The sequence below is a fragment of the uncultured Mucilaginibacter sp. genome (genome assembly GCF_937859865.1).
Taxonomy (GTDB): Bacteria; Bacteroidota; Bacteroidia; order Sphingobacteriales; family Sphingobacteriaceae; genus Mucilaginibacter_A.
Map to the genome: position 1 here is coordinate 35,207 of NZ_CALMAT010000033.1, position 18,724 is coordinate 53,930.

Genomic DNA, 18,724 nt, shown 5'->3' on the forward strand with positions numbered 1-18,724 from the left:
TGATGAGCGTTAAATTAGCCTGAACAAACTAAATAACATGAGACAAGTAACCGTATATACAACTGACAAAGATTACAACCACTTTGTGCAACTGGCCAAAAACCTGAGTTATGTTAAAAAAATAGAAACAGACGACGAGCCAACAAAAGAAGAAATCATCGAAAATATCAAAGCTGGATTGGAGGAAGTTCGTCTTTTTGAAAAAGGCGAATTAAAAACCACACCTGCAAAAGAGTTTTTGAATGAACTATAAAGTCGAACTCTCTTCAAACTTTAAAAAAGAAGCCAAAAAACTAACTAAAAATACGTTTCTTTAAAGGCAGAATTAGATTTATTATTTACGGAGCTGGAAGACAATCCAATTTTAGGTACCCCTCTTGGCAATCATATTTATAAAATCCGTTTGGCTATTGCCTCAAAAAACAAAGGTAAATCCGGTGGTGCAAGGGTAATGTCTTTTGTTAAGGTTACAAAAACTACGGTACTGCTGTTTTCAATTTATGATAAAGGAGAAAAAGACACGCTATCCGATCAGGAAATTGCAGTGCTTCTAAAAGGTTTTTTGTAAACCAATCAGGATTCGATATTAATCTAAGCAATCTACACTTAATTTATGCCGGTAAAAGAAGCATTTGAAAAGATGAGCGTTAAATTAATTGATTGTGAAGGTAAACCGGCATCTGAAGCAGCTTTCTGCCAACCTCCAATATTTTCTTAATTTTGCAGGCTTAACGTTTTGAATGAAAACCTATTTCCGCCTGCTTTCTTTTGCCAAACCGATCGAAAAATTTGCTATTCCTTATGTTATCGCTACTATTCTTTCGGTTATTTTCAACACGCTCAACCTTGCACTTTTAGCACCGTTATTAAATACTTTATTCAACAAAAACACCCAACATATAGTTGCGAAGCCTGCAAGCTGGCTTTCTGTAATCGATACTTTTAATTATTACGCTTACCGCGCCACGGTGGATTATGGCATTGATGGCGCCTTAAAGTTTGTTTGCATCACCATTGTTGTTTCTGTTTTTTTAAGCAACCTGTTTCGGTATTTATCACAGCGCATTATGGAGAACCTGCGCATCCATACTTTGCTAAACCTGCGTAAAGCTGTTTTTAATAATGTAATGGATTTGCATTTGGGCTACTTCAGCAACGAGCGAAAAGGCGATATCATTTCCAAGATTGCTTCGGATGTGCAAGTGGTGCAATTTTCTGTTACGGGCACTTTGCAAGTGGTTTTTAAAGAACCGTTTCAACTGATTGCCTACATCGTGATGCTGTTTTTAATCAGCTATAAACTTACCTTGTTTTCATTGCTGGTGATCCCGATTTCGGCTTTCATTATTTCACGGATTGTTAAAAGTTTGAAACAACAGGCCACCGAGTCGCAGCAATCTTACGGCAACATGATCAGCTATCTGGACGAAGCATTATCTGGCATCAAAATCATCAAAGCCTTTAACGCTACTGCTTTTATCAAGCAAAAGTTTAGCAACGAAAACAACAATTATTCCCGGATCATCCGCAACATGGCACGTCGGCAACAGTTAGCTTCGCCCGTTTCCGAGTTTTTGGGCGTTTCGATGGTTGCCGGAATCGTTTTGTACGGCGGTTCGCTCATCATTGCCGGGACTTCCTCTTTAAAAGCAGCCGATTTTATCGTTTATATTGCTTTGTTTTCTCAGGTAATGCGGCCGGCAAAAGCCATTTCTGATGCTTTCAGTAATATCCATTCGGGCATTGCGGCCGGCGAACGTGTTTTGGATTTGATTGATGAAAAGCCAAAAATCAACGATGCGCCCGATGCTGTTTTTATCGGTACTTTTTCAGATTCCATTCGTTTAGAAAACGTCTCCTTCGCCTACAATGAAAAAGAGGTGCTAAAAGAAGTATCGCTTACCATACAAAAAGGAAAAAATATTGCACTGGTCGGCCCTTCCGGCGGTGGGAAATCTACACTGATGGACTTGTTGCCGCGGTTTATCGAACCAACCAAAGGACGGATTTTGATGGATGGCAAAGATATTCAACATATTCAAACGGATTCGTTACGTGCTTTGATGGGTGTTGTAAACCAGGAATCTGTACTGTTTAACGACACCATTTTTAACAACATCGCTTTTGCAAAACCTGATGCCACGCAAGCTCAAGTTGAAGCCGCTGCCAAAATTGCCAATGCCCACGAGTTTATTTTGAACACCGAAAACGGCTACCAAACTAATATCGGCGACCGTGGTTCTAAACTTTCGGGCGGACAAAAACAACGGATCAGCATTGCGCGCGCCGTTTTAAGCAACCCGCCAATTATGTTGCTGGACGAAGCTACTTCGGCTTTGGATACCGAATCGGAAAAATTAGTGCAGGATGCCTTGAACAACCTCACCAAAAACCGTACTTCTTTAATTATTGCGCACCGTTTAAGCACCATCCAAAATGCGGACGAAATTGTAGTTTTAGAAAACGGGCAAATTGTAGAGCAAGGCAACCATCAGGCTTTGATTGATAAAAATGGTTTGTACAAAAGGCTGATTGATATGCAAACTTTTGATAAGTAAAATGCAAAGCAAACATATGGCACAGCTTTTTTTACAACAAAAGCATTGTAAAAAGGGCTTATCATTATTATATATTTAGATAATTACAATCAATCTTAATCCAAGTGATAGAAGTTTCTGTTATCATACCCAACTACAATCATGCCCCGTTTTTGAGACAAAGGATAGACACTGTGCTCAATCAAACTTTTCAAGATTTTGAGTTGATTATTTTAGATGATTGTTCTACAGACAACAGTAAAGAAATAATAGCACTTTACGCCGAAAACCCAAAGATTAGCCATATTGTATTCAACAGTACCAATAGCGGAAGCCCGTTTTTGCAATGGGAAAAAGGCATTAACCTTGCAAAAGGAAAGTATGTTTGGATTGCTGAAAGTGACGACTGGTGCGAACCTTCGCTTTTAGAAACCTTGGTTGAAGGCGTGAGAAAGGACGACCAGTGTGTAATCAGTTATTGCCAAATGTCTTGCATCAATGGGCATAATGATATAAAATGGCAATCTACCCATCGTTGTTTGGCCGAAATGGTAGAAAGCAAGGTATTTATCCAGGATTACCTGGCTATAAAAGTGGCCATTTACAATGCAAGTATGGCTATTTTTAAAAGAGAAACATTTAAGTATGTATCACCGGAATTTACAACCTACAAATTTTCCGGCGACCGCCTTTTTTGGAGCCAGATTGCAAAGCAAGGCAAAACCCATATTAGTGGAAAAGTATTGAGCTATTTCAGGAAACACGATCAAGACGTAAGTGGCAATGCGTACAAAAGCGGGTTAAATTTTATAGAAGAGCTAAATATCATCAATTGGATGTACAGGGAAAATTTGATTGATGACGTGATCTATACCAAGGCATTTAAAAAGCAATACAAGCAATATTGGATGGTGAGAAATTCTATTGACCGTAATAATAAAAGTACAATTACCGCTTTATTAAACCATCCGCTTTCAAAAAAAACCAATACGATAACTATTTTGTCGTCGGCCATTTGGAGTGCTTACAAAAAGAAAGACAAACAGCAATAAAATTGGTACAGGTATTTATTATTGGCACGTTTAAGAGCCGGTTTCAATTTATACAAGAAAAAATATTGATGCTTCTTTTACCCTATAAAAATTGGTGTTTGCATCAACCCAAAAAATAAAAACTTTGTACACACCAATTTTTAGCCGATAAAAGAAGCATTGGAACCTTGATAAGTAAATTTTAAACAGGCCCGAACATGAAGGTTGTAATTATTTAATTTTGTAGAAACACAGCGTATGCCTACCAGTATTGATGTCATTATTCCTTCTTTTCGTTTAATTCCGGAGACCCTGTTGCCTATCCTTAAGCTTCAAAAGCCGGCCAATGCAACCCTCCATTTTTATCTTATTGCCGATAACCCGGACATCGTTATTGATAGTTCTATACAAAACTTGGTAGATAATAATACTGTTACTTTATTAATTAACCAACAAAATATGGGTGCCTCGGCTACCCGTAACCGGGGCATAGAAGCCGGGCATGGTGAATGGATTTTGTTTTTAGATGATGATATAGAAGTTGCACCCGATATTTTACTTACTTATGCCCAAGCTGCCGAAAAATACCCGGATGAAATAGGTTTTATCGGCTTGGTAGATATGCCGCCGCCGCCAACTTCCTTTGCCAAAGCCGTTGATGCTGATGGCTCTATGAGTATTTTTAGTGCAGCGCGCAACTACGAATCTTACCCGTGGGGCGCCACTGCCAATATCATGATTAAACGCAGCGCGGTAGGCAATGTCCGCTTTTCATCTGCTTATCCTAAAAAAGGCGGAGGCGAAGAGGTTGATTTCTTTTTAAGGGTAAGGCAGTTAAACGGGTCAAAAAATTATAAATGTTTGCCCGTTGCGCAGGTAGAACATCCCTGGTGGAAAAATGGGCAAACAGATTATACACGCTTTTACCGATTAGGTATTGGGAACAGCTATCTTACTGAACACAATCCACAGTATAAATGGTATGATCTCTTAAATACATCCGAAATATTACTGATTACTTTACTGGTAGCTTTAGCAGCTATGGCAGTAAATTTTACCTTAATTATATATATATTGTATTTTGCCTTAATTACAATTATAACTGAGTTTATAGTGAATATAGTAAGGCTATACCGTAAAATCCATAAAGTAGAATTGATTACAGCATTTAATGTAATGCTAATACGTAATACTTGTGAGTTTGGAATTTTAGCAGGCAATATGCTTCGTTTTAGATTGGCTGGCATAGGCGAACGCTTCAACTATGACGGTACTATTACTAAAAAATCTAAGCTTTTCAGACTTAACCGATATAAAATTATCAAGCTACTAATTTATACTACTGTTATAGTATTAGTTCGATATTTTAAAAAATTATAAATTTATATCGAAAATTTTGTAATGCTTCTTTTAGCACTAAAAAGTTGTTGCTTACAATAAATTTAGAGCTTGTTTAAATTTATATAAGAAAAAATACCAATGCTTCTTTTATCCTGTAAAAATTGGTGCCTGTACCAGCCTAAACAAAACAAATGCGAAGCACTTACCAATTTTTAGGCGATAAAAGAAGCATGGTGTAAAGCAAAAAAGAATAAGCTTAAAACAATCTCTGTTATTATTCAGGGTACATAAAAAGCAATTCCATAATTTCCGTAAGTGCCATCACCTATTGATGGTTGATTTTTTGTTGATAAGTAGTGATCATAGTAGTTTTGACTATAATACATGTACACAGGTACTCTGCCTGGACCAGGGGTTGAATATGCATAAAAGATAATTCCAGAATTTTGGAAGTAGCCATTGCCTACTGTTGGTTGATTATCCATCGACCAGTAGTGATCACTGCTTCCTTGACTATAATAAACATAAATTGGAACTTTATCCGGTCCTGGCTGCGAGAAGGCATAAAAGCTAATCCCTGCATTTAAAAACCAGCCATTTACAAGAGATGGTTGATTCTCAGTGGTAAAATAATGATCTCCTCCGTGATATTGATTATTATAACAGTAAACTGGCACATCTCCCAATGTTCTAACTTGATTAGCATTCAAATACTGGGTTATATAGTCTTTTACAGCAGCGCTTTTGCCAGGATCTTCAATTAGGTCATAAAGTGGGATTAGTCCATCTGTACCTATTTGTATCAAAGTCGCATTATCAAGAGTACAGCTACTTTTCCAATCGGCGATGGTTATCGGTACCTTAGGTGCTTCTGTATCAAAAACAAAATTTCCGATCAAACCTTTAGTACCATCTCCTCCTACTGTTCTATAAGATAAATATTGATCGAAATTAGAGTTCGCAGAAGATGCTGTATAGTCTAAGTTGCCAGTCATGTTAAAAAGCCCATACAGCCCATTAAGACCTATACCCGCTTTTACAGCTTCCGTTCTATTTGAATTATTAGTTTGAGTTCGATAGAAAACATCAAGTTTAGCACCTAATATTATGTTAGAAAGAACATGTGTTCCGTATGTTGAAACTAATTGCTGAGGAGACATGGTATTGACATCCGACTTAAATGTTTGAGATAAATACTTAGATTTTATTAACTCTTTTGTTGCATTGAAGGAAATTGCTTTTTGCTTTGTAATACTAGAAAAACTTGCATACGCATATTTCGATGAAGATGAAGTTTTTTCATTAAATGATGCATTAAACGTTCCCTTAAATAATTTATATCCATAACTTTCTGTATATTGTAAGGATAAATCGCTAGAATAAGTTTCTGAATTTCCGCCTGAATGAAATTCAGGGTATTCACTCGTCCCTATCTGGGTATTTACCCTAGCAGGCTCATCTTTAGCTAAGTTTTCAACGTCTATTACTTTATATCTTGATGAACTTATATTAGCATATTCGCCAGTTATATCGTAACCATAACCAAGTAAATCCAAGTATTTATCCCCGGCAGAGAAAATTTTAATTTTATCTTTAATTGTATCATTAGTTTTAATTGCAACTTTTGATTTAGGAAGGTTTGTAATTTCCTTTTGACAACTTGTGACACATATTGTCACAAGAATAACTAACTTACTTAATAAGCTTTTTTGTGTAGATTTTTTCATAATGTTTTATATGTTTTTAAGTAGTGCAAGCTAATCAACAAATATTGATTCATTGTAAAAAAAATGCGAATATTAATAAATTAAATGATTTCAAACAATAAAGGCTGTTAATGCCTGTTATAATAGGTTGAAATAAATATTTGTTGGTTGATAATATCCTATTATATAACATTTATATAACTTCTTTCACGATTTTTTTGACTTGTAATAGGTAAAAACCGGTTATAATAAAAATACTTTTACAACAATGGCGGTAAGCATTGATATCGTAATTCCCTCCTTTAGGCTGCATGAACAATACTTGATACCAATATTAAATTTAAATACACCTCAAGGCTTTATTATTAATTATTATATTGTTGCAGATAACCCAAGCATACAAATTCCAGCTTCTATTCAGCAGCTTAGTGAACGTAATAATGTAAATCTACTCATTAATACTGTTAACCTTGGCTTTTCAAAAACCCGTAATAAAGGTATAGATGCCGGACAGGGGCAATGGATATTATTATTAGATGATGATGTCCTTCCCGATGCCAATCTATTATCTGCTTATGCCAGGCAGATTTTACTTAAACCAGATGTTTTAGGCTTTGTTGGTGTAACTGATTTTCCACCGGCTATTAATTCAGTAACCAAAGCGCTACAAATTACAGGAGTATCCACCCATTTCCAATTGGCTAGGCGCGAGGCGGAAATGTATTGGTCGGCAACAGCTAACATATTACTTAATCGTAGCCTGCTCGGTAGTCGCCGCTTTTTACCTGAACTTACCAAAAGCACTGAAGACATGGAACTACTGTTTAGGAACGCATTTGAAAACCATTTGAAAAAATATCAAGCAGTACCTGATGCAATAGTTAAACATCCATGGTGGGAAAAAGGCTCGGTGCAAACCCGGAGACTATTTTTATATGGAGAAGGAGCCTCAGAAGTTGCCCGGCTTCATCCCGTTAATTTGTACACCTACTACGACTTTACCAATACTATTGAAACGCTGTTATTAATTCTGATAGTAACGATTTGCGCTATTATTTTTTCGGCATCGGTAAAATGGTTGTTTCTATTAGCCTTTGCACAAATTTCGGCTGAATTACTTACAAATTATTACCGCACCATTAAAATTGGCAAATCTTTAAGCCTTATTGTAGCTTGGCAGGTAACCTGGCACAAAAATATTCTGGAAGCAGGTAGGCTATGGGGCAATATAACACATGCTTATTTAAAAGGATTTGCTTTACGCATAGATGGTAGTTTTTACAAACAGCACCCATACCCTTTCCGGCTTAACAGATATAAAATTATCAAACTTGTAATTTTCACCATAATAATGTTACTGCTCTGCCTACTTTAAACCTCATGATAGCCGCTGTTGCAATACGACAGGTTTTCTGCTATTGTTTTCTGATAGATCAGTTCGTTAGGCAAAAAGTTTTCACGGTGGTGCTGCGGATGGAAAATATGGTAGCTGATGGCTGCCATTTTTAAGCGTTTTTTTAAAATGCCGGCATTAATCAGGCGGGCGGCAAACTCGTAATCTTCCCAGCCCCAGCCTTCAAAATTATTATAATAACCGTTCACCCGGATATAATCATCACGCCAAAAAGCCAGGTTACACCCTTTTACATTCCAGGAGCTGCGCGGATTTGGATTAAAAAAAACAGACAACAACGGGGCACGGACAGCATTAAATCGGCTATACACTCCGTTGGACAACAAGTGAAAGTTGATTTGTTTGGTTTTGAATATTTCTATGGTTTTTGCCTCGGTAAGCATTGCCCGGCTTCCTTGCACAAAGTACCCTTTGGATGCAGCGCGTGCATGATCGGCAATAAATTTAGGGTTTACAATAATATCGCCGTCAATCTCAATGATGTATTTGGCTTCTGATAATTTAACCGCTTTGTTTAAAATCAGGCATTTCCTAAAGCCTTTGTCCTCCTGCCAGGCATGTTTTATAGGAATAGGAAACAAGCTTCGGTAATAATCTATTAATGCTTTGGTATCCGGCCCAGAGCCATCGTCAGCAATTAGTATTTCGTCCGGCAAACGGGTTTGCTTTAATAAGCTTAGCAGTACTAAATTTAATGCTTCGGGCCAGTTATAGGTAGAAATCAGTACTGCTATCGTTAACTTTTCCGCGTTCATTTAAATAGCGCCTGTTTAAACTTTGTCCAATTTATTTCCATGCTTCTTTTATCACCTAAAAATTAGCAAACAGGTAGTTTTTGATTTATTTAAATTGATGCCAACACCAATTTTTATATGGTAAAAGAAGCATGGCCGTTTTTACTTATATAAATTTAAACAGGCTCTAAAATGCTATTCTTTATACTGCCGAACATCCAATAACTGCTACTGCCCTACTACCCATTTCATCCTGGTTTTGCCGATCCCTACCGTTAAAAAGAAACTTAACACATAAACTATTACAAAACGTACCAGTGTAAAAATGATATTGCCGCTTGCATCAAACGTCGTGTTTTTGATTTTTAAAGGGGTAAAAATCAACGGCAGTACATTGACAATCAATACTTGATGAACCAGGTAAATCCCAAAAGTTGTTTGCCTTGGGTTTAATTTGCTTTGTATGATGTTTATGCCTCCTATTTTTAACAAAGCAGCAAACATGCTTAAAGAATAAAGAATATTTGTAAACTTTAAGGTATCAAACGAATCCCCCGAACCTAAGCGGTTTAAGTAAATCCCTTCTGCCACGCTTAAAACAAAGAAGATGATATTTATCAGAATTAACTTGTTCCAGGCTGTTTTATTGATAAAAGCCATTACTTTATCGAAATGTTTATTCATCACCACGCCTAGCCACAGATAAAATACAAACCCGAACAAAGCGGTAGAATGTTCGGTAGGAACCCAGGTTCCATATAAATTTACACTATAAAAAACAGACAAGGCGCCTAAAAACACACCGAACCAAACATTGTACAGGTACTTTTTAAAAATGAGGAGCAAAGCAATACAAATTAAAAAATTGGGAATAAACCAATAGGAAGTATAAAACAAAATATGCCCTGTCTCTCCAAGCAAGTATGTTGGTAAATTATCAAAAGCGTCATTACTGCCATACCGAAAGTAAACGGTTAATTGGCCAACTACGTCTAAAACGAAGAACACAACTACCCAAAACAACCAGGGCCTGACTGTATTTTTAAACCTGTTTTTTAAATAATGCCCTGCACTGTATTCGTTAAATTTATGGTTGATCAAAAACCCGCCAATTAAAAAAAACGCAATGGTAGAAAATTTTAAAATTTGCATTACTGCCGTTTCAATCAACGTTTCCGAGAAACTTTTATATTTTATTCCCCAAAAAACAGAACAGTGCAGGAATACAATGCCCATCATGGAAATACAACGGATGGTATCAACAAAACTATAATTTACAGTACCGGAAGGTTTTTTAGCACGAATAGATTGATCCATATAGATTGACTTATACTATTTCTGGATAGGAAATATTTATATCCAAATAACTTTGAGGGCCTGTTTAAATTTTATCTGATTTAATTTCCATGCTTCTTTTACCACCTAAAAATCATGGTTGTTTTGTACCAATATTATTTCCACAGACAGAATTTATAGGCATAAAAGAAGCATGGTTGATTTTTATGATAGCAATTTAAACAGGCCCGATACCATTAACTTTATTTAAAAAATATACAATTTAACCCGGTAAAAGAAGCATCACAAAAAAAGAGCCTTGCTATTCAAAATAGTAAGGCCCAATATATTTTAAACTTTTGTATAAATGAAAGAGCTATTGCATAAATTTAACAATTGCCAATACACCTCCTAAAATTGCAATTAACTGTACAACACCCGTAATAAATATTGCTTTGTAAACGTCTAATTTACTATCTTTTATTTCGCCTCTTAAAGTCATTTCAAGTTTCAAAACATCTTCACGAATTGCACTTTTGTAATTACTTCCTGATTGTTTAATGTAGTTTCCCATTTTATCTATAAATAAACAATTAAGATAAGTTTCCTACTAAGCCAGCTTCCGTTTCACTTCCACATTTTCATAAGCTTCTACAATGTCGCCTACTTCAATATTGTTAAAGTTGTTGATGTTTAAACCGCATTCGTAACCAGTTGCTACTTCTTTTACGTCATCTTTATAACGTTTTAAGGAAGCCAATTCGCCGGTGTAAACGACCACACCATCACGCACAATCCGTATTTTGCTGTTGCGGGTAATTTTTCCATCCAATACCATACAACCGGCAATGGTGCCCACTTTGCTGATTTTAAACGTTTCGCGGATTTCTACGTTGGCCACAATTTTCTCTTCAAAAGTTGGTGCCAGCATACCTTCCATGGCTGCCTTAATTTCGTTGATGGCATCGTAAATGATGGAGTACAAACGGATGTCAATCTGTTCCTGCTCGGCCAATTTACGCGCACTTCCCGAAGGACGGACTTGGAAACCGATGATGATCGCATCCGAAGCAGAAGCCAGCAACACATCAGATTCTGAAATCTGGCCAACTGCTTTTCCGATAATATTCACCTGTATTTGTTCGGTTGAAAGTTTCAGCAACGAATCAGAAAGTGCTTCGATAGAACCATCCACATCACCTTTTACAATGATGTTGAGTTCTTTAAAGTTTCCGATTGCCAAACGACGGCCAATTTCATCCAGCGTAATGTGTTTCTGTGTGCGCAAGCCTTGTTCGCGTTGCAACTGCAAACGTTTGTTTGCAATTTCGCGTGCTTCCACTTCGCTTTCCATCGCGTTAAATTTATCACCTGCGGTAGGCGCACCTTGCATACCTAAAACCTGCACCGGTGTTGATGGGCCGGCTTCTTCCACACGTTGTCCGCGTTCGTTGGTCAAAGCTTTTACACGTCCGCTGTAACAACCAGCTAAAATTGGGTCGCCTACACGCAGTTTTCCTGATTGTACCAAAACAGTGGTTACAATACCGCGGCCTTTATCCAAAGCAGCTTCAATTACTGTTCCTACCGCACGTTTGTTTGGGTTGGCGGTTAGTTCGAGCAATTCTGCTTCTAATAATATTTTTTCGAGCAATAAATCAATATTCAAACCGGTTTTGGCTGAAATTTCCTGTGCCTGGTATTTTCCGCCCCAGTCTTCCACCAAAATATTCATAGCAGCCAACTGCTCGCGTATCTTGTTGGCATTAGCTCCCGGACGGTCAATTTTGTTAAAGGCAAAAATAATTGGCGCACCGGCAGCTTGCGCATGGTTAATGGCTTCACGCGTTTGCGGCATAATGCTGTCATCCGCAGCAATCACAATGATAACAATATCTGTTACTTGGGCACCACGGGCACGCATGGCGGTAAACGCTTCGTGGCCAGGTGTGTCCAAGAAGGTAATTTTCTTTTTATTTTCTAAGGTAACTTCGTAAGCACCAATATGCTGGGTAATTCCGCCTGCTTCACCAGCAATCACGTTGGTTTTACGGATAAAATCCAGCAACGATGTTTTACCATGATCTACGTGGCCCATGATCGTTACGATTGGTGCACGCGGAACTAAAGTATCGGCTGCATCCGCTTCATCCAAACTGCTTTCTTCATCCTGCGGTTTAACAAACTCCACTTCGTAACCAAACTCGTCGGCCACAATAGTCAAAGTTTCTGCATCCAAACGCTGATTGATGGAAACAAACATGCCCAAACTCATACAAGTGGAAATGATCTGGGTTACAGAGACATCCATCATCGAAGCCAGCTCGTTTGCCGTAACAAACTCGGTAACTTTTAATACTTTGGACTGCAGTTGCTGCTCCATTGCTGCCTCTTCTGCCGAAGATGCATAATCATCCCGTTTCTGGCGGCGCAGTTTAGAACGTTGGGCGAACTTACCAGATTTCCCGGCACCGCTTAAACGTGCTAAAGTAGCTTTGATCTGATCCTGTATTTCCTTTTCTGTAGGTTCTTCTTTTGGCCCGGTAGCAGGTGCCGGGCGGTTATTGCCATGTGTATTTCGGTTATCAGGACGCCCGCTATTGTTGTTGTTGTTTCTGTTAAATGGTGGACGGTTTCCCTGACCTTGCGGCGGACGCTGGCCATTATTATTGTTATTATTTTGACCAGGCGGATGAGAGCCTTGAGTATTTGGAGCCTGACCGGTATGAGGCGGCTGCCCGGGGGCATTTTCTTTACGTTTGCGCTTCCTTTTCTGATCAGCGGCACTGCTATTATTTGCCGTATTTGAAGAAGAAGCTACGGGCTGGTTACCACGTTTTGGCTGGTTAACGGGCAAAGTAATCCGTCCGACTACGTTCGGGCCAGTCAACCGGTCTGCACGTGCCCTGATCACTTCTGATTCTGCAGGTGCTTCTTCTGCCGGTGCAGCTTCTGCAACAGGAGCAGGAGCTACGGGCGGAATAACAGCAACCGGCACTTTAACTTCCGGCACTTTGGCAGCAACCGGTGCCTCAACTATTGGTGCTGGTTTAGAAGCCTCTGCCTTTGGTGCTTCTTTTACCACCTCTTTTTCGGTAACTTCCGGTTGTTTTGCAACCACCGGTGCTGGTGCAACAGGTTCAGGTTGTTTTTGCACAACGGGTTCTGCCTGGGCAACAGGTTTTGGCGCTTCCGGGGTTTTTATTTCCGGTGCTTTTGCTTCCGGAGCTTTTACTTCAACCGGTTTTACCTCTGGTTTCGGTGCTTCTTTTACAACAGGTTTTTCCTGATGGCCCCTGCCGTTCAGGTCGTTGAGGTTGATTTTGCCTACAACTTTTACACCAGGCAAATGTCCGTCTGCATGGTTTTGTACCTGGGCAGCAGGTTTTGAACTATCGTAAGAATTACCTGGGTTTTTTGTCAGCACATCATGCTGGCCATTTTCCCTGCCATGGAAAGCAGCCGGTTTTTCGGCTACAGGCACGGCCTCTTCTTTTCTGATCTTGCCAATGCTGATCTGCTTGGCTTCTTCTTTTATATTTTTATCGCCCTGAAATTCTTTTAACAGAGCTTCATACATATCGGCACTTAACTGGGTTGTGGGCTTGTTTTCTATCTTGAAACCTTTGCCACCAAGAAAACCAACTATAGTACCGGTGCCTATATTCAGTTCTTTTGCTGCTTTAAATAATTTTATAGATTTGTCTTCTGACATTTATTATTGCTTTCTGCGCTTTTATACAAAAGTACATTTTTTTAATTTGTTATTACATTTTATTCAAATTCTGATTGTAAAATTGACAAAACTTCTTTTACTGTTTCTTCCTCCAAATCAGTACGTTTAACCAGCTCGTCAACGCTTAGGTTTAAAATGGATTTAGCCGTATCTAAACCAATTCGTTTAAATTCATCCAGAATCCAGCCATCAATTTCGTCAGAAAATTCTTCGATATCAACGTCTTCTTCGTGCTCGTCCACTTCACGGTAAACGTCTATTTCATAACCCGTCAATTTACCTGCCAATTTTATGTTATGGCCGCCCCTGCCGATAGCTAAAGAAACCTGGTCGGGCTTTAAATAAACTGCCGCTGTCTTTTTGTCATCGTCCAACTTGATAGAAGTAATTTTTGCGGGAGATAAAGCACGTTGCACATACAACGATAAATTGTTGGTGTAGTTGATCACATCAATGTTTTCGTTCTTCAACTCGCGCACAATGCCGTGGATACGCGAACCTTTCATTCCAACGCAAGCACCAACCGGGTCAATGCGGTCATCGTAAGATTCTACCGCTACTTTTGCCCTTTCGCCCGGTTCGCGGACAATTTTTTTGATCGTGATCAATCCGTCAAAAATCTCCGGGACTTCTATTTCAAACAAACGCTGCAAAAACTCCGGCGCAGTACGCGAAATGATAATTTTCGGGTTGCTGTTCATCATATCCACTTTATGGATTACGGCACGTACAGAATCGCCTTTTTTAAAGTAATCGGCCGGGATTTGCTCTGTTTTCGGGAGCAGCAATTCGTTGCCTTCGTCATCCAAAATCAAGGCTTCTTTTTTCCAAACCTGGTAAACTTCGCCGGTTACAATTTCGCCAACGCGGTCTTTATATTTTTTGTAGATCTCATCTTTCTCTAACTCTAAAACCTTGGAAACCAAAGTTTGTCGGGCAGCCAGAATTGCACGGCGGCCAAAACTTTCCAGCGTAACCAGTTCGATGTGTTCGTCGCCAACTTCTAAATCAGCATCGAGCAATTTTGCTTCTGCTAGTTCAATTTCCAAATCATCGTCTTCCGAAAAACCATCTTCCATCACCATCCGTGTGCGCCAGATTTCCAAATCGCCGTTGTCCGTGTTTACAATAATGTCGCAATTTTCATCGGTGCCGTATTTTTTTCTGATCATACTGCGCAGCACATCTTCCATCACGCTCATCATCGTTGGCCGATCAATGTTTTTGAAATCTTTAAATTCCTGAAAAGAATCAATTAAATTTAAGTTGCTCATTTTTTAATTCAGCTATTTTATTCCTTTTATCCAAACCTGTTTTCACCAATTTTTAGGCGGTAAAAACAGTATGTAAATTTCTATTTGAAAGACACCAAAACGATTGCTTCTGCAATTTCACCATAAGTTAACCGTGCTTCTGCAAACGTTGCTTTTTTGCCTTTTACCGTTACTTTTTCTTCTATCGAGATGCCTTCTTCATCGGCAGCCAGCAATTTGCCTTCTTTTTTACTGCCGTCGGCCAGTTTGAGTTGTAAGTTGCGGCCAATATTTTTTTGAAATTGCCGCAGTGATTTCAAAGGAAAATCTACGCCCGGCGAAGAAACCTCCAGGTTGTAAGCCTGCTCGATCACGTTGTCTTCTTCCAAACGAAAACCTACAAACCGACTAATTGCCGCACAATCTGCAATGCCAATTCCCTGATCGCCATCTACCAGCACAATTAATCTTCCGTTGATGTGCATTTTTACATCCACTAAAAACAAATCCGGCCGGTCGCTAATCTTCTCTTCTACCAGGTTTTTTACCCGCTCTTCAATAGTCATATTTCAAAATTAACGGTTAAAAGAAAAGAGGGAACATTGTCCCCTCTTTCAATTATTGTTGCAAACATAAATAAAATATTTAACAGTCAAGCTTTTAATGTAATTTGCAATAAGGTTTTCTGCTTTAGGCCGAACAACGGATACTGTTTTTACCACATAAAAATCAGTATTAAAACTTTATGGCCCGTAAAATTGTAATTGCAGATAAGATGAGGTTTATAATTGAAATTTTACTGACTGGTTTAGCTGTTTTTATCGCAGCAAATGTAATTCCGGGCGTTCACGTTAGCGGCTTTTTTGAAGCTGTGATAACCGGGATCGTCCTTGCTTTAGTTAACGCCACGATTGGTTTTATCCTGCGGATATTGACTTTCCCGATCACCATTTTAACGCTTGGCCTGTTTTCGTTTATCATTACCGTTTGTATGGTTTTGCTGGTTTCAAATTTACTAAACGGGTTTAAAGTTGACGGCTTTTTGCCGGCCGCTTTGTTTGCCATTGTTTTGGCTGTATTAAAGATGGTTTTCAGGGCTTTTGAATAACAGCTTATATAAATTTTATTTTTAAATATTTTGGCTAAAGCCGTTCCTGAAATTTCTTGACCACGGCCTAAAGACCGTGGCAATTCAAAGCTTACAACTGAATATATTTATAAAAAGTTATCTGCTCAAATAAAATTTTTAATCTGATGAACGCCAACTGCTGATTCTTCAATTGTCACGGCCTTCAGGCCGTGGATTAAGAAAACGAGCAATTGGCTTTAGCCAAAAAACTTAAATCACAAGACCTTAAATTTATTGGCATAAAAGAAGCATGAGCGGCTGGCAGAAATAAATTTAAACCAGCTCGATACTTATTTTTCGGCCAACAACTGCTGGATCAAAGTTTCAAATTCGTGCGTAAATTCGGTATAATAATCTCCGGTTCCCGGGCCGCTAAAACCGGTATGGATTTTTCGCACATCACCTTTTTTATCAATGATAATGGTGGTTGGAAAAGCCACAAAATTGGCCAATGCCGGTAAACTTTTGGCGGGTTCGCCTTTATTGTTGGTATAACCGGTAACCAGCAAATCATAAGGGATATTGAACCGGTTTTTTAACTGCTCCAGGTTTTTTCTGGAAGTTGCAAAATCAGTGGTACGCTCATAAGCCAGACCTAAAACATCTACTCCTTTTGGATGGTATTTTTTGTAGAAGTTGACCATGTAAGCCGTTTCGTCCATGCAATTTGGGCACCACGAACCCAATATTTGTAAAATAACCACCTTGTTTTTAAATTGATCAGCAGATAGAGAAACCGGCTTTTTATCTAAATCAGGAAAAGTAAAATCAACCTTTTTGTAACCGGGTTTTAAAACGGTGAGCGAATACGCATCAGGCAATTTGGCGTTTGCATCTTTTACGGCACTCCACAACTGTACGGAAGAAGCGCCAGAATAAAACTTTCCGTTGGTGATGGTTTTATCGTTGCTGATCTTCCCCATAAATAAAAAAGCATGCCCGCCATCAAAGCACGACAAATACAATTCATCGCCCGAAACCGTGCCTTGCAAAAAGCGGTAATCGCCGGTGGTGGTTAAAAAAGTCCCGGTAATGTCGTTTCCGTTTTGCTTAAATTCGCCAACGGTTACGTCTTTGTTTTGCAAATCTTCATCGGTAAAAGTAGCAGACCAACGGCCGGAAATATCAAATTTTGCTTTTTCGGGAGCAGCAAAAAAACGCCAGGAAACATCCGCTTGCGCCGAGAACGGGATCAGCACATCGCGATTGCCTAAATGCCGAACCCAGTTTCCGGTCAGCGTATTTCCATTTAAAGCTGTACGGATTTCACTATCGAACAAAGGCATTTTGATTAACATTGAATCGCCTTTTAAACTGATATTATTCACTTTAAAATGTTCTTTGCCGTTGATGATCGTCATCAGCTTTTTGCCGGCGCTGTCTTTCAACTCAAAATTAAACGGGATGTATTGGCCGGAAGTATTTTTGAGTTTAGCCAGCCAAATACCGTTTTTTACCGTTGGAATAGGGTTGAACGAACTTAGAAAAATGGCTAAGCAGCCAATAATTGAAGTATAAAATATTTTGATTTTCATGTTGAAATTTCTGATTGGTTTAACATAAAAGAATCCAGCAATGCTTCTTTTATGCCCTAAAAAACTATAAACTTTCTTTGATCTTTTTGATGATGTTGGTACTCGAACTGTTGTCCAAATAATTGATTAGTTCCACTTTTCCGCCATGGTTGATCACCCAATCAGCACCGGCAATATCTTCTACGCGGTAATCGCCGCCTTTAACCAAAACATCCGGACTGACTGCCCGGATCAGTTTTTCGGGCGTGTCTTCTTCAAAAATGATAACCGCATCAATAAAGTGCATGGATGCCAACAGCAAAGCACGGCCGTCTTCATTTTGTATCGGCCGGTTTGCGCCTTTTAACCTTCGAATAGAAGCATCCGAATTTACGCCGACAATTAAACGGTTGCCAAAAGAAGCGGCACCCGCCAAACTGATGACATGGCCGGCGTGCAAAATATCAAAACAACCATTGGTAAAAACAATTTTTTGCGACATGAGCCGCCAGGTAACCAACGCGTTTTGCAACTGATTAACATTCAGGATTTTTTTTTTGATAACGGCTAATTTGTCAAGCATTTTCTAAATCAATTTATTATCGGCGTCCGGGAAAACCAGGATTGGCTCGTAAACTTTCGCTTCTTCCATCGGCAAAAAACCGTACGACATGATGATCACAATATCGCCAACCTGCGCCAAACGCGCCGTTGCACCGTTCAAGCAAACCATGCCCGAGCCGCGTGCTCCTTTTATCGCATAAGTTTCAAAACGCGCACCATTGTTGTTGTTCACAATTTGCACACGCTCGTTGGCAATAATATTGGCCGCGTCCATCAAATCTTCATCAATGGTAATGCTGCCCACATAGTTAAGTTCGGCCTGCGTTATTTTTACCCGGTGAATTTTTGATTTTAATAGTTGAATAACCATACACAAAGGTAGTATTGATTTATGATTTATTGCGAATGCCGATTTTCAACCTAAAATCATATTATCAATCAACCGCGTTTGGCCAACTTTAGCTGCAACCAAGGCGATTGTTCCTTTTTC

At 39.0% G+C, this 18,724-nt stretch carries 17 protein-coding genes; 7 read left to right on the forward strand and 10 right to left on the reverse strand.

What is annotated here, in order from left to right; all coding sequences use genetic code 11:
• Positions 1 to 37: 37 nt before the first annotated feature.
• From Q0192_RS03950 to Q0192_RS03970, 5 genes are all read left to right on the forward strand, one after another.
• On the forward strand, positions 38 to 253 hold the full coding sequence (locus Q0192_RS03950) for a hypothetical protein (RefSeq protein ID WP_299286390.1): 216 nt from the start codon (positions 38 to 40) through the stop codon (positions 251 to 253).
• Positions 254 to 403: 150 nt separating this feature from the next.
• Positions 404 to 568: a hypothetical protein gene (locus tag Q0192_RS03955; RefSeq protein WP_299286393.1), complete on the forward strand. Its 165-nt coding sequence runs from the start codon at positions 404 to 406 to the stop codon at positions 566 to 568.
• A gap of 172 nt (positions 569 to 740) precedes the next feature.
• Positions 741 to 2,558 carry an ABC transporter ATP-binding protein gene (locus tag Q0192_RS03960; protein ID WP_299286395.1) on the forward strand — a complete coding sequence of 606 codons (1,818 nt, stop codon included), beginning with the start codon at positions 741 to 743 and terminating at the stop codon, positions 2,556 to 2,558.
• A 104-nt stretch (positions 2,559 to 2,662) separates the two neighbouring features.
• Positions 2,663 to 3,589 carry a glycosyltransferase family 2 protein gene (locus Q0192_RS03965; protein ID WP_299286398.1) on the forward strand — a complete coding sequence of 309 codons (927 nt, stop codon included), beginning with the start codon at positions 2,663 to 2,665 and terminating at the stop codon, positions 3,587 to 3,589.
• 393 nt (positions 3,590 to 3,982) lie between these two features.
• Complete coding sequence (locus Q0192_RS03970) at positions 3,983 to 4,948, forward strand: glycosyltransferase (protein WP_366518134.1); 966 nt, start codon at positions 3,983 to 3,985, stop codon at positions 4,946 to 4,948.
• A 239-nt stretch (positions 4,949 to 5,187) separates the two neighbouring features.
• Here Q0192_RS03970 and Q0192_RS03975 read toward each other — a convergent pair whose 3' ends face one another.
• A complete protein-coding gene (locus Q0192_RS03975) occupies positions 5,188 to 6,636 on the reverse strand; it encodes an MAC/perforin domain-containing protein (protein WP_299286402.1) in 1,449 nt (482 codons plus the stop codon).
• 247 nt (positions 6,637 to 6,883) lie between these two features.
• On the opposite strand from Q0192_RS03975, the gene Q0192_RS03980 reads away from it, so the two are divergent.
• Entirely contained in the window at positions 6,884 to 7,990 is a 1,107-nt protein-coding gene (locus tag Q0192_RS03980; protein WP_299286404.1) for a glycosyltransferase, read from the forward strand.
• Here Q0192_RS03980 and Q0192_RS03985 read toward each other — a convergent pair.
• From Q0192_RS03985 to rimP, 6 genes are all read right to left on the reverse strand, one after another.
• Complete coding sequence (locus Q0192_RS03985; protein ID WP_299286407.1) at positions 7,987 to 8,784, reverse strand: glycosyltransferase family 2 protein; 798 nt, start codon at positions 8,782 to 8,784, stop codon at positions 7,987 to 7,989. The two genes, Q0192_RS03980 and Q0192_RS03985, sit on opposite strands and share 4 nt — an antisense overlap.
• Positions 8,785 to 8,991: 207 nt before the next feature.
• The gene (locus Q0192_RS03990; protein WP_299286410.1) at positions 8,992 to 10,080 is read right to left on the reverse strand and encodes an acyltransferase; all 1,089 of its coding nucleotides are present in this window, start codon (positions 10,078 to 10,080) and stop codon (positions 8,992 to 8,994) included.
• A 334-nt stretch (positions 10,081 to 10,414) separates the two neighbouring features.
• Positions 10,415 to 10,612, reverse strand: a complete 198-nt coding sequence (locus Q0192_RS03995; RefSeq protein ID WP_299286413.1) for a hypothetical protein — start codon at positions 10,610 to 10,612, stop codon at positions 10,415 to 10,417.
• Between the two features lie 36 nt (positions 10,613 to 10,648).
• Complete coding sequence (gene infB / locus Q0192_RS04000; RefSeq protein ID WP_299286416.1) at positions 10,649 to 13,753, reverse strand: translation initiation factor IF-2; 3,105 nt, start codon at positions 13,751 to 13,753, stop codon at positions 10,649 to 10,651.
• 59 nt (positions 13,754 to 13,812) lie between these two features.
• Complete coding sequence (gene nusA, locus Q0192_RS04005) at positions 13,813 to 15,048, reverse strand: transcription termination factor NusA (RefSeq protein WP_299286419.1); 1,236 nt, start codon at positions 15,046 to 15,048, stop codon at positions 13,813 to 13,815.
• Between the two features lie 80 nt (positions 15,049 to 15,128).
• Positions 15,129 to 15,593 (reverse strand): ribosome assembly cofactor RimP, encoded by a 465-nt coding sequence (gene rimP / locus Q0192_RS04010; RefSeq protein ID WP_299286422.1) that lies wholly within the window; start codon positions 15,591 to 15,593, stop codon positions 15,129 to 15,131.
• A gap of 209 nt (positions 15,594 to 15,802) precedes the next feature.
• Here rimP and Q0192_RS04015 point away from each other — a divergent pair, with 209 nt between their 5' ends.
• Positions 15,803 to 16,135 carry a phage holin family protein gene (locus Q0192_RS04015; protein ID WP_299286466.1) on the forward strand — a complete coding sequence of 111 codons (333 nt, stop codon included), beginning with the start codon at positions 15,803 to 15,805 and terminating at the stop codon, positions 16,133 to 16,135.
• A 311-nt stretch (positions 16,136 to 16,446) separates the two neighbouring features.
• Here the strand turns inward: Q0192_RS04015 and Q0192_RS04020 are convergent, their stop codons facing one another.
• From Q0192_RS04020 to panD, 3 genes are all read right to left on the reverse strand, one after another.
• A complete protein-coding gene (locus Q0192_RS04020) occupies positions 16,447 to 17,691 on the reverse strand; it encodes a TlpA disulfide reductase family protein (RefSeq protein ID WP_299286425.1) in 1,245 nt (414 codons plus the stop codon).
• Between the two features lie 64 nt (positions 17,692 to 17,755).
• Positions 17,756 to 18,253 (reverse strand): D-glycero-beta-D-manno-heptose 1-phosphate adenylyltransferase, encoded by a 498-nt coding sequence (gene rfaE2, locus Q0192_RS04025; protein ID WP_299286428.1) that lies wholly within the window; start codon positions 18,251 to 18,253, stop codon positions 17,756 to 17,758.
• 3 nt (positions 18,254 to 18,256) lie between these two features.
• The gene (panD, locus tag Q0192_RS04030; protein ID WP_299286430.1) at positions 18,257 to 18,604 is read right to left on the reverse strand and encodes an aspartate 1-decarboxylase; all 348 of its coding nucleotides are present in this window, start codon (positions 18,602 to 18,604) and stop codon (positions 18,257 to 18,259) included.
• Between the last annotated feature and the right edge of the window lie 120 nt (positions 18,605 to 18,724).